The following is a 12,125-nucleotide window of genomic DNA, read 5'->3' on the forward strand; positions in this document are numbered from 1 at the left end:
TCGGCAACGATGTCAAGGGGCGCTTCAGCCCAGGCGCAGGGCCCGATTGCACAGGCCGCTGCGGCCAGCCAGCTAGAATCGCCCCATGAGCAACGCACCCCCCAATTACCCCACCCTCCAATCCATTGGCTGGCCCTGGCCCGGCCCTGCCGAGGATCCGGCCTGGCAGGCGCTCTTCGCCGCGCATCCGCAGGCGTTGCCGGCGCGGGTGGTGGAGCAGCACCGCACCGGTTATGTGGTGGCCGATACGCCGGAGGCCGGTCTCAAGGCCGAGTCGTTGCCGGAGTGGCAGCGGCCGCGGTTTCCCAGCCATGAGCGGGCGTCGGTGGGCGATTGGGTGCTGATGGAGGGCAAGCGCATCGTGGCGCTGCTGCCGCGGCGCACCTCGATCAAGCGCGGTGCGGCCGGCGAGCATTACCATCAGCAGGTGATCGCGGCCAACATCGATACGGTGTTCATCGTCTGCGGGCTGGATGCGGACTTCAATCCGCGCCGCATCGAGCGCTATCTGCTGCTGGTCGGCGGCGGCGGTGCCGAGCCGGTGGTGGTGCTGACCAAGGCCGATCAGACCGAATACGCCGAGGACGCATTGGCGGTGCTGGAGGAACTGGAAGCGCAGAACATCCCGTTGCGCGCGGTCAATGCCAAGGACCCGGACAGCGTGGCGGCGCTGCGGCCGTGGCTGGGCGATGGCCGTACCGCTGTGCTGGTGGGCTCGTCCGGTGCGGGCAAGTCGACGCTGACCAACACCTTGCTCGGCACACAGAAGATGAAGACCAATGCGGTACGCGAGAACGACTCGCGCGGCCGGCATACCACCACCCATCGCGCGTTGATTCCGCTGCCGTCCGGTGCGTGCCTGATCGATACGCCCGGCATGCGCGAGCTCAAGCCCACCGGCGAAGAGGATCTTGCCGAGGGCGGCTTCTCCGATGTGGAAGCGCTGGCGGCGCAGTGCCGCTTCAACGACTGCGCGCATATCGCCGAGCCCGGCTGCGCGGTGCGTGCGGCGATCGAGGCCGATACGCTGGATCCGGAGCGGGTGGCCAACTACATGAAGCTGCGTGTGGAAGTGGCCGCGGCGGCCGAAAAACTCGCCACGCGCCTGGCGCAGAACAACCGGGGTAAGGGCTCGGGTAGGCGGCCCGCCAGCGTCGACCGCACCGGACGGCGCTGATATGCCGCTGCGCAAGGCGCCGCCGGACATCGTCCATCACGCGGCGCTGGATGTGCGCCTGGTCAAGGCGGTGCGCGGCGTGCGCCTGCTGGCACTGGCGAGCTGGCCGCGCTCGCTGCAGGAGCCATTCCTGCAGGGTGTGGCGCGCGGGCAGCCGGAGCTGCCGCAGGTGGAGTATCCGGCGCTGGATTTCGGCGATACCCGGCGCGAACTGGCGGCCATCGCCAAGGCGGCCGATCCGCATCATCCGCTGGGCGCGTATCTGATCGATTCGGCGCATAGCTGGGGCCTGGCTGCCGGCCTGCTGGAGTCACTGGGCACCTCCGCAGTCAGCGACTACTCGGCGCAGCTGTTCGGCGTGCCCGACGACCCGATGCCGGGCAACGGCCCGAGCACGCGCGAGGCGGCGCGGCACTTCATCCAGATCGCGCGGGAGCTGGACCGCGAATTGCTGGCGCCGGAAGAGCAGGTGCCGGTGTCGGCGACGGCATTACGCATGCAATTGCAGAACGATCTGGATGCGTTCTTCGAAGGCCGCGTCATCACGGTCACGCTGGATCCGGATCTGCTGGCCAAGGCGGCGGCCGGCGCGCATCGCATCCGCCTGCGTAGCGGCGCCACCTTCAGCGATTACGACCGCGCGCAGTTGTTCCATCACGAAGCGCTGGTGCATTCGCTGACCGCGCTCAACGGGCGCGCGCAAGTGCACCTGCCCAGTCTCGGCATTTCCTCGCCGCGTACCACCGCAACGCAGGAAGGCCTGGCGACCTTTGCCGAGCAGATCACCGGCAGCATCGATATCGAACGCATGAAGCGTATCAGCCTGCGCATCGAGGCAATTGCGATGGCGCGCTCGGGCGCGGATTTCATCGAGGTGTTCCGCTATTTCACCGCAGGCGGGCAGAGCGCGGCGGAAAGTTTTTCCTTGGCGCAGCGTGTGTTCCGCGGCGTGCCGACCTCCGGCGGCGGCGCCTTCACCAAGGACACGGTGTATCTGCGCGGGCTGGTGGCTGTGCACACCTTCTTCCGGCATGCCTTGCAGCGCGACCAGCTGCAGCTGTGCCGGTATCTGTTCGCGGGCAAGATGGCGTTGGGCGATGTGGCGCGCTTTGCGCCGTTGTTCGACAGCGGCGTGCTGGTCGCACCGCGCTGGTTGCCGCCGTGGGTGAGCCGAGTCAGCGGGCTGGCCGGCATGCTGGCGTTTTCGTTGTTCGCCAATCGCATCCGCATGGATCAGCTGCAGCCGCCGGCAATGAACGTCTGACGCTTGCTGAGCGGCCTGTGTGCAGTTGCCGCGTCAGCGCGGTGGCGCAGCGAACCTGCCGCAGGCGCGGGTCGGGCCACACCGTGCGATGCATGACGCATGCCTGGCATTACGTTGCCGCCAGTGCAAGGCGCTGAACCGTAAGCATCGTGCCGACGCGTTCTACACGATGTTGCAACGGGCTGAACTGGACACTGGTCGCCTCGCCCGAGATGGGCAATGACACGAGGCAATGCAATGAAAATCCTGATGGTGCTCACTTCCCACGACCAACTTGGCGATACCGGCAAGAAAACCGGCTTCTGGCTGGAGGAATTCGCCGCGCCGTACTACGTGTTCAAGGATGCCGGCGCAGACATCACCCTGGTCTCGCCCAAGGGCGGCCAGCCGCCGCTGGATCCCAAGAGCGACGAGCCCGACGCACAGACCGACGCCACCAAGCGCTTCAAGCAGGACGCCGACGCGCAGAAGGCGTTGGCCAGCACGCAGCGCCTGGCGGACGTCAAGGCCGACGACTTCGACGCGGTGTTCTATCCGGGTGGCCATGGTCCGTTGTGGGACCTGGCCGAAGACGCGGATTCGATCGCGCTGATCGAAGCGTTCGCCGCAGCCAACAAGCCGCACGCCCTGGTGTGTCACGCCCCGGGCGCCCTGCGCCGTGTCAAGGGTAGCGATGGCAAGCCGCTGGTCAACGGCCGTCGCGTCACCGGCTTTACCAACGGCGAAGAAGAGGGCGTGGGTCTGACCAAGATCGTGCCGTTCCTGGTCGAAGATGTGTTGACCGAACTTGGTGGCCGTTACGAGAAGGGCGCCGACTGGGGCGTGCACGTGGTCACCGACGGCACGCTGATCACCGGCCAGAATCCGGCCTCGTCCGAAAAGGCGGCCGAGGCGTTGCTCGAGTTGTCGAAGCGCTGATTCTGCGGTTGTCCCATGGTGATGCAAGGACGGCCATCGGAAAGACAGCGCGGCGTTTGATCTGGAGCGGCGAACAGAGCGTAGCGATCATTCGTCAGCGGGGTGCGAATGGTGCGGAGCAACCGGAGTGTACGCGTGGTACATCCCAGTGCCGACCGGCGGCCGCATCCATCCGACAGTGAGCGCAGCAGTTTTAGCGACTTTCGTGGTGCACTTTCGGAATACCGCAGCATTCGACACCCCGACGCAATCAAGTGCTTGCAACCAAGCACACCGACCATCCAGATTGGCTCTTGCCCGCCTACCGTCGCGGGACCTTATGCGGCATGGATGCCGCGTAAGAGCCTACAAGGACGTACTTGCGGCGTGTCCCGCGATGGTGGGCGGGCAAGGGCCCTGCAGCGAGGTCAAAGATCGTCCGCTCTGCACGCACTGCAGAACTGCACGTCCTGTTTCAGGCAATACGCTCCAGCCAGCGCACCGCATAAGCCGGCAGCACCAGCCGCATGGCATCGCTCAGCGATTCGGTAGCCGCCTCGCTGCCATCCGCAAACATCTTCCACCGGCCGTCCCCAAGTGCGGCAAGCTCCACCGTCAGCGGTTGCTCGCCGAAGTTGTGCACGGCCAGAAAGTCATCGCCACGGGTCAACGCAAACAGACGTGAATCGCCCAGCGCAACGCTGCCCAGCGCCTGAGTGGCAGCCAGTGCGGGAAGCGCGGCACGTTGCCGGATCAATCCACGCAACCGGCGATACACCGTGCCGCTCAGGCCGCCGGAATCTTCGCGCTGTGCTGCGAGCTGCCAATCCATTGCCGGGCGATGCAACCAGCGACCTTCGTGCCGACGCTGCGGATCGTCGCGGTAGTCGATATCGTTGGGCAAGGCGAGTTCGTCGCCCATATAGATCAACGGCACGCCCGGCATCGCCAGTGCGATGGCATAGAGCAGCACCAATCGATCCACCGCCAGGGTCAGCGCCACTGCATCGCCCGACTCTTGCGCGGCTTGAATCCCAGCAAGCGCGGCGGCCATGCCGTTGGTGCCGTGCACGCCGTCGCCACTGCTCTGGAAGCTCTCGCCGCGCGCGTAACTGCCTGGCACCTGGTTGGCATAGAAGCGCGCGACATCGCGCAACGCGAACGGCGGCTGCGCGGCGTTGCCTGCGGCTTCGTGCTGCAGCACATTCCAGCCGATGTCGTCGTGGCAGCGCACATAGCTCAGCCACGCGCAGTTGGCAGGCAATGGTGGACTATGCGCGATGACGTTGTGCAGGATGTCGCCGCGTTGCAGCGCCAATGCCGACCAACCGGCCGCCATCAGCGTGCTGTGATAGGCCAGATGGCATTCGTGACCCTGGTCCTCGCCACTGCCGAAGTAGGGCGGCAACTGCGTCATCGGCACGATGGCTTCGGCCTTCATCACCACCGACGGCGCAACGATGTCGGCGACCGCGCGCAGCGCCACCAGCAAGGTGTGCGCCTCGGGTTGATTCATGCAGTCGGTGCCGGTGCGCTTCCACAGATACGCGGTGGAATCCAGACGGAAGGCCTCCACACCCAGATTGGCCAGCTGCAGCATCGCCAGCGCCATCTCGCCGAACACCGCCGGGTTGCTCCAGTTCAGATCCCACTGATAGGGATAGAACGTGGTCCACATCCACTGGCCGGTGTCGTCCACCCAGGTGAAGTTGCCGGGTGCGGTGTGCGGGAACACTTGCCCCAGCGTGGTTTCGTACTGGTCGGGCAGGGTGCGGTCGGCAAAGTGATGGTAGTAATCGAGATAACGCGCATCGCCGGCACGCGCCGCCTGCGCCCAGGCGTGGTCGTCGGCGGTATGGTTGAGCACGAAATCCGCGCACAGGCTGATGCCGGCCTCGCGCAGGCGTGTGGTCAGCGCGACGAGATCGTCGTTGCTGCCCAGGCTCGGCTCCACCTGGCCGTAATCGCTGACCGCAAAGCCGCCATCGTTATCGCCGGCGCGTGCACGCAGGAACGGCAGCAGGTGCAGATAGCGTACGCCCAGCTCCTGCAGATACGGCACGCGTGCGGCCACGCCCTGCAGCGTGCCGGCGAAGCGGTCCACGTACGCGCTGTAGCCCAGCATGTGTTGCTCGCCGAACCAGCCGGGCTGGCGCGCGACGTCCAGTTGTTGCAGCGGCTGCGGGCGCTGCTGCGCCTGGGTGCCCAACGCAGCCAGCCACTGCGTCAACCAGGACGCAGTGTCGGGGCGTGCGCCGTACAGGGCGTGCAGCGCATCCAGTAGACGCGGCGCATGCCGATCGAAACGCGGCAGCAGCGCGCTCGCACGCTGCGCATCCAGTGGCGCGGCAAAGGCCGCGCGCAATGCAGTGAAATCGGTGGGGGAGGTGCTCATTGGCAAGCGCCGGGACGAACCCGGCGAGGGGTCCTTAGAAGTCGTAACGCAGGCTGATGCTGGTGGTGCGGCCGGCAATCGAGCGCGCGCGGATGATGCCGTTGGCCGGGATGCTGGCGTCCTCGGCCTCGGTCAGGCCGAAGGTGTTGAACAGGTTGTTGACGTTGAGCGCGACGGTGAGTGCGTCGGTCACGCGGTAGTCGCCGAACAGGTTCACCTGCGTATAGCCCGGCATCTTCAGCTGATTGGAGTCCTGGGTGTAGGCATCGGTGGTGCCGATCAGGTTGACGCCGAACTGGTAGCCGTCGCCGCGATAGCTGGGCGTCAACTGCCACACCACATCGGCCTGGCGACGCGGCACGTTGCCGGTGTTTTCCGGAGTGATCTGGTCCTTGGAAATCTCCGCATCGGTCCAGGTCAGGCCGCCGTTGACGGTGAAGCCTTCGTGGCGGTAGCTGGCTTCCAGCTCCACGCCGTTCGCCTGGTAGCTGCGGTTAAAGAAGCGCTGGCTGGTGACTTCGAAGTTCTGTTCCTCGGTGCGCGCCGAGAACGCGGTGGCGAACAGGCTCAGGCCGTCGCGGCGCCACTTCAGGCCGGCTTCGGCCTGGCGGACCACGTTGACGCCTTCATCGGAGGAGACCGAGCCGTCGTCGCGGATCACGCCGAACAACAGGCGGTCGGCATTGGCGCGTGCGCCGCGGCTGATGCGCGCGAACGCGCCCAGGTCGTCGTTGATCAGGTAATTGCTGCCCAGCGAATACGACAGGTAATTCCAGTCGTAATCCACCGGCCGTGCATTGGCGGTATCGACCGTGGCCACGCGCTGTTCCACCGGCTGGATCACGCCATCGCCGTTGACGTCCAGGTTCTGCGCGATCGCGGTGCCGTTGTAGTTGCCGCGTGCATCGCCCATGTCGTAACGCAGGCTGCCGTCGATGCTGAACTTGCCGCTGTCGAAGGTCAGTGCGACGTACGGCGCGTTGACGTCGTAGCGCACGTCGTAGCTGCGGGTGATGCAGCAATCGCCCCAGAACGGGGTGCCGTACGCGTACAGGCCGTTTTGCGAGCGCGACACGCCGCTGGCATCGACCACGTTGAGCAGGCGCGAATCGCGGCCCAGGCTCTGCACGTAGGAGTTCCAGGTCCAGTCCATGTCGATGGTCTGGCGCGAGCTGTAGTAGCCCATGCGCAGGGTGAGCGTGCGGCCGTCGCCGTCGAACGCGCGCGAGACGCTGAGGTCGTTGGTGACGTTGCCCAGGTCGTTGATCGCCACGTTGAACAGATGCGTGCGGATCGCGTTGCCGGTGTAGGCCTGGCCGGCGTCCGGGCCGCTGGCCTGCACCAGTTGCGCGCCGGCGCCACCGATGGACGCGGCGAGCGTGGCGGCATCGGTGACCTCGGCCGGGAACGGGCTGACGAAGCGGCCGCTGTTGTCGGCGATGCGGAACTTCTCGCTCAGGTTCCAGCCGCTGCCCAGGTCGAACCAGGCCTCCGCGCCGATGGTGCGCGAGATCGGGTGCATGCCGTCGCCCAGATCGGTGCGGCGCGGCTGGTTGTTGCCGTCCAGGCCCACATCGGTGCGGAAATTGCGGCTGTACAAGGTGTCGTTGCCCGGATCGAAACCGGCAAAGCCACCCAGGTCCGGCGAGCCGTCGCGGCCACGCACGGAGGTCGGCACCGGCAGATAACCGGCGGCGCGATCGTTGAGGTATTTGCCGTAGACGCGCACGTAGCCGTTCTCGAACAGCCGGGTCAGGTTGGCCTTGAGCTGGCCGCCCTTGTCGGTGGTGTAACCGGCATCGCGCACGCCATCGCCCTGGCGGAAGAAGCCGCCGATGTTGAACTGCCAGTTTTCCGCGAACGGCGCGCCGTAGTCGAAGTCCACGCGGGTGTTGTCGTAATCCAGGCCGCGGCTCACGCCGACGCTGCCGCCTGCGGTGTCGCCGGTCTTGCTGATGAAGTTGATGATGCCGCCGGGCGCATTGCTGGTGAACGTCGATGCCGAGCCGCCGCGGATGGCTTCGATGCGGTCCAGGGTGAAATCCGAGCGCAGGAAGATGTCCGAGTTGCCGAAGGCGATATCGCCGAATTCCATCACCGGCAGGCCGTCCTCCTGCAGCTGCAGGAACTTGGCGCCGCCGGAGGCGACCGGCAGACCGCGCACGGCGATGTTGGCGTTGCCTTCGCCACCGCTGGATTCGGAACGGATGCCGGGGATGTTGCGGAAGATTTCGGCGGTGCTGCGTGGCGCCGACTGTTCGATCGCCTCGGCGCCGACGGTGCTGACCGAGACGCTGGACTTCAGCTTGGTGGTGGCGGTGGAGGTGCCGGTGACGAACACCGAATCCAGATTGACCGCGGCGCTGTCGGCGGCCGGCGGCGTGACGGGTGCGGCCGTGGTCGCGTCCTGCGCCAGCGCGGCGGGCGCGCACAGGCAGGAGGCGACCGCGCAGGCCAGGGCATGCAGGCGCAGGGTGTGCAAGGTGGACATTGCGGTTCTCTCTCTCACGGATGGTGGTGTGCCGACGCCTGCATCGTCCCCTCCCAGGGAGCGGCCGTGTGGCCTGCAGTGCGAGCGCAGTAATACGCCCGAGTACAATCGATTGCAATCGTGCGCTGCAGCATTGTTCCTGGTCACGCGCGCTCATGTATCGACAAGCGAAAACGTGTTGCGGCGCAGCGTTACAATCGATTGCAACGACGGCAGGGTACAGTGCGCTGCGGCCACTGGGAGCCGCACCGATGCCCAGGGCTCTGCATGTCGTCGACCGCTACTCCGTTCTCCTTCGCGCGCATCCTGGCGCTCAACGCCGGCTTCTTCGGCGTGCAATACAGCTTCGGCCTGCAGCAGAGCAACATGAGCCCGATCTACAACTATCTGGGCGCCGATCACGCGAGCCTGCCGTACCTGTGGCTGGCCGGGCCGATCACCGGGCTGGTGCTGCAGCCGTTCGTCGGTGCGTGGAGCGACCGCTCGGTGACCCGCTGGGGCCGGCGCATGCCGTACATGGTGCTGGGCGCGCTGGTGTGCAGCCTGTGCCTGCTGGCGATGCCGTTCAGCACTGCGCTGTGGATGGCGGTGTGCCTGCTGTGGATCCTGGATGCGGCCAACAACGTGGCGATGGAGCCATACCGTGCGCTGGTCAGCGATGTGCTGGCGCCACCGCAGCGGCCGCTGGGCTATCTCACCCAAAGCGCGTTCACCGGGCTTGCGCAGACGCTGGCCTATCTCACCCCGCCGTTGCTGGTGTGGATGGGCATGAACCAGGACGCCGCCAATGCGCACCACATTCCCTACGTCACCATCGCCGCCTTCGTGATCGGAGCGGGGTTTTCCGCGGCCTCGATCCTGCTCACCGCGCGCAGCGTGCGCGAGCCGGTGCTTGCACCGGCAGAGATCGCGCGGATGCGCCAGACCGGTGCCGGCCTGGGCGCCACCGTGCGCGAAATCTACGGCGCCCTGCGCGCGATGCCGTCGACCATGCGCCAGCTAGCGCCGGTGATGCTGTTCCAGTGGTACGCGATCTTCTGCTACTGGCAGTACATCGTGCTGTCGCTATCGACCAGCTTGTTCGGCACCACCGAAGCCGACTCGCATGGCTTCCGCCAGGCCGGCCTGGTCAATGGGCAGATCGGCGGGTTCTACAATTTCGTCGCGTTTCTGGCCGCGTTTGCGATGGTGCCGGTGGTGCGCCGCATCGGCCCCAAGTACACGCATGCGGCCTGTCTGGTCGCGGCCGGTGTGGGCATGTGGGTATTGCCGGGCATCCAGGACCGCTGGCTGATGCTGCTGCCGATGATCGGCATCGGGCTCGCCTGGGCCAGCATGATGGGCAACCCGTATCTGATGCTGGCCGACAGCATTCCGCCCGAACGCACCGGCGTGTACATGGGCCTGTTCAACCTGTTCATCGTGCTGCCGATGCTGATCCAGATCGTCACCTTGCCGCTGTACTACGCGTGGCTGCTGCACGGCGACCCGCGCAACGTGATCCGCCTGGCCGGCGCGCTGATGCTGGCCGCCGCAGTGGCGATGCTGTGCGTACGCGTCCGCAAGCCCAGGGCCGTGGCGGCCTAGCCGCGACGCTTTACGTCTGTGTTGCTGAGTACTGAAGCAGCCGACTGCGATCGCGCCGGCAGCAACGCGTAGTTGCGCACCGCACGCCAGCACGCACGCTCTTACGATTCCCGATTCCCGATTCCCGATTCCCGGCCTCAAGCCGACTCACGCACCACCAGCTTCACCGGCATCTCCACCGACTCCACCGCTTCGCCGCCGATCAGCGCAAGCAGCCGGTCCACCAGCAGGCGCGCGGCCAGCCCCAGATCCTGCCGTACCGTGGTCAACGGCGGTTGGCTGTAAGCGGCCATCGGAATATCGTCGAAGCCCACCAGCGAGATGTCCTGCGGCACGCGATGCCCGGCTTCGACCAGCGCGCGGATCGCACCGACCGCGATCACGTCGGAGGCGGCGAACAGCCCGTCCGGCGGATCGGTCTTCTTGAGCATGGCGCGGGTGAGGCGGTAGGCGTCTTCGCTGAGGAAGTGGCTGCGCGCATGCAGCCGCGTATCGAATTCCAGCCCGTGCCGCTGCAGCGCATGGCGATAGCCGGCAAAGCGCGGTGCAACCTCCGGCAACTGGTCGTCGCCGAGAAAGGCGATGCGGCGACGGCCGCTGGCGATCAGATGGTCGGTGGCCAGCGCGCCACCCTGGAAATTGTCGCTGCCCACGCTGATGTACGACTGCCCGTCGATGCGGCTGCCCCACACCGCCATCGGCAGGCCATCGCGGGCGGCTTCGTCCAGCGCGGCATGTTCGGAACTTTGTCCCAGCACGATCACGCCATCGGAGCGGCTGCCGCGTGCGAGTTGTTCCACCCATCCGTCCTGATGCCGGTCGAGCTTGGACAGCAGCATGCTGTAGCCGCGCCCGGTCAGTTCTTCGGCCAGCAGCGCCAGCATCGTCATCATGAAAGGATCCGACAGCGGCTGATCCAGCGCGTGCATCATCGGCACCGCCACGCTGACCGTGTTGGAGCGTTTGGCGCGCAGGCTGCGCGCGATCGGATCGACCTGGTAGCCGGCATCGGCGGCAATCTGCTTGATGTAGGCACGCGTCCGCTCGGCCACCACCGGGCTGCCGGCCAGGGCGCGCGACACGGTGGATTCGGACACCCCCGCCATGCGGGCGATGTCGGCCATCTGCGGGCGGACACCCGGCGTGGCGCGTTCTGAAGGTTTGGCCATGTCAGCGCAGTGCGGAAAAACCCGAGTGTAATCAGTTCGCGCTGGAGGCGGGTTGATCGATGCAGTGGCGGTCGCTTGCGCGTGCTGGTCAGGCGCCATCACGCACCTGCATGCACGCGCAGGGTAGGCGCGGCGTGCCTGATAGCGGCAACGACTATCGTGAGGTTGTAGAGCAGTTGAGGCTTCGGAGTGGCGAAGCTTCAGAACGGTGAGGCTTAAAAACAATGAGGCTTCATAGCGGTGAAGCTTCACCGCTATGATCAAAGTCTGCGCTTACTGCCCGGCTAGCGCAGTCGGTGTTCGGAACCGGCATGTCGCGTTCGCACAGTCCGGCTCGGATGCGTCGTCCATACTCACATGACGACCGCGCTACGTTGCGTAGCGGCTCTCAGCCCATGTACAGACCGCCATTGACTGCATAGTCGGCGCCGGTCACGTAGGCCGCTTCATCGGAGGCGAGCCAGGCGCAAAGACCGGCGACTTCGGCCGGCTTGCCGAGCCGGCGGATCGGTACCGAGGTGGCCAGGCGGTCGAGCACGTCGGGCGGGAAACTGCTGATCGAGGCACTGGCGATGTAGCCCGGCGAAATGGTGTTGACGGTGACCCCGCGCGAGGCGACCTCCTGCGCCAGGGCGCGGCTAAAACCATGCATCGCCGCCTTGGCGGTGGCGAAATTGATCTGCCCGATCTGGCCCTTGTGCGCACTGACCGAGCCGATGTTGACGATGCGTCCCCAACCGCGCGCGGTCATGCCGTCGACCACCTGCTTGGTGATGTTGAACAGCGAATGCAGATTGCTGGCGATCACCGCGTTCCAGTCGTCGCGGCTCATCTGCCGGAACAGGGTGTCGCGGCTGCCGCCGGCATTGTTGACCAGCACATCGATCTCGCCGACCTCGGCCTTGACCTTGGCGAAGGCGGCCACGGTGGAATCCCAATCGGCGGCATTGCCTTCGGAGGCGACGAACTCGAAGCCCTGCTCGCGCTGCTCGCGCAACCAGGAGGTCTTGCGCGGCGAATTGGGCCCGCAACCGGCGACCACGGTATGCCCGCTGCGTGCCAGCTTCTGGCAGATCGCGGTACCCACGCTGCCCATGCCGCTGGTGACGTATGCGATGCGAAGTGTCATTGCTTGAACTCCTTCG

At 66.2% G+C, this 12,125-nt stretch carries 8 protein-coding genes and 1 other RNA gene; 4 read left to right on the forward strand and 5 right to left on the reverse strand.

What is annotated here, in order from left to right:
* The first annotated feature begins 85 nt into the window (after positions 1 to 85).
* From rsgA to XaplCFBP3123_RS14220, 3 genes are all read left to right on the forward strand, one after another.
* On the forward strand, positions 86 to 1,177 hold the full coding sequence (gene rsgA, locus XaplCFBP3123_RS14210) for a ribosome small subunit-dependent GTPase A (RefSeq protein ID WP_104534638.1): 1,092 nt from the start codon (positions 86 to 88) through the stop codon (positions 1,175 to 1,177).
* Between the two features lies 1 nt (position 1,178).
* Positions 1,179 to 2,441 carry a flavohemoglobin expression-modulating QEGLA motif protein gene (locus tag XaplCFBP3123_RS14215; protein WP_104534639.1) on the forward strand — a complete coding sequence of 421 codons (1,263 nt, stop codon included), beginning with the start codon at positions 1,179 to 1,181 and terminating at the stop codon, positions 2,439 to 2,441.
* Positions 2,442 to 2,678: 237 nt separating this feature from the next.
* Entirely contained in the window at positions 2,679 to 3,359 is a 681-nt protein-coding gene (locus XaplCFBP3123_RS14220) for a type 1 glutamine amidotransferase domain-containing protein (RefSeq protein ID WP_104534640.1), read from the forward strand.
* Between the two features lie 68 nt (positions 3,360 to 3,427).
* Here the strand turns inward: XaplCFBP3123_RS14220 and XaplCFBP3123_RS14225 are convergent.
* The 3 genes from XaplCFBP3123_RS14225 to XaplCFBP3123_RS14235 all read right to left on the reverse strand — a co-directional run bounded on the left by XaplCFBP3123_RS14225 (position 3,428) and on the right by XaplCFBP3123_RS14235 (position 8,224).
* A non-coding RNA gene (locus tag XaplCFBP3123_RS14225) (sX9 sRNA) lies at positions 3,428 to 3,503 on the reverse strand.
* A 310-nt stretch (positions 3,504 to 3,813) separates the two neighbouring features.
* The gene (locus XaplCFBP3123_RS14230) at positions 3,814 to 5,733 is read right to left on the reverse strand and encodes an alpha-amylase family protein (RefSeq protein WP_104534641.1); all 1,920 of its coding nucleotides are present in this window, start codon (positions 5,731 to 5,733) and stop codon (positions 3,814 to 3,816) included.
* A 34-nt stretch (positions 5,734 to 5,767) separates the two neighbouring features.
* A complete protein-coding gene (locus XaplCFBP3123_RS14235) occupies positions 5,768 to 8,224 on the reverse strand; it encodes a TonB-dependent siderophore receptor (RefSeq protein ID WP_172453276.1) in 2,457 nt (818 codons plus the stop codon).
* Positions 8,225 to 8,491: 267 nt separating this feature from the next.
* On the opposite strand from XaplCFBP3123_RS14235, the gene XaplCFBP3123_RS14240 reads away from it, so the two are divergent.
* Positions 8,492 to 9,811 (forward strand): MFS transporter, encoded by a 1,320-nt coding sequence (locus XaplCFBP3123_RS14240; RefSeq protein WP_104534643.1) that lies wholly within the window; start codon positions 8,492 to 8,494, stop codon positions 9,809 to 9,811.
* A 137-nt stretch (positions 9,812 to 9,948) separates the two neighbouring features.
* On the opposite strand, the gene XaplCFBP3123_RS14245 is transcribed toward XaplCFBP3123_RS14240, so the two are convergent.
* Positions 9,949 to 10,980 carry a LacI family DNA-binding transcriptional regulator gene (locus XaplCFBP3123_RS14245; RefSeq protein WP_104534644.1) on the reverse strand — a complete coding sequence of 344 codons (1,032 nt, stop codon included), beginning with the start codon at positions 10,978 to 10,980 and terminating at the stop codon, positions 9,949 to 9,951.
* 388 nt (positions 10,981 to 11,368) lie between these two features.
* Positions 11,369 to 12,109, reverse strand: a complete 741-nt coding sequence (phbB, locus tag XaplCFBP3123_RS14250; protein WP_024938962.1) for an acetoacetyl-CoA reductase — start codon at positions 12,107 to 12,109, stop codon at positions 11,369 to 11,371.
* Between the last annotated feature and the right edge of the window lie 16 nt (positions 12,110 to 12,125).

It is taken from the genome of Xanthomonas arboricola pv. populi, from assembly GCF_002939945.1.
GTDB classification, from domain to species: Bacteria; Pseudomonadota; Gammaproteobacteria; order Xanthomonadales; family Xanthomonadaceae; genus Xanthomonas; species Xanthomonas arboricola_A.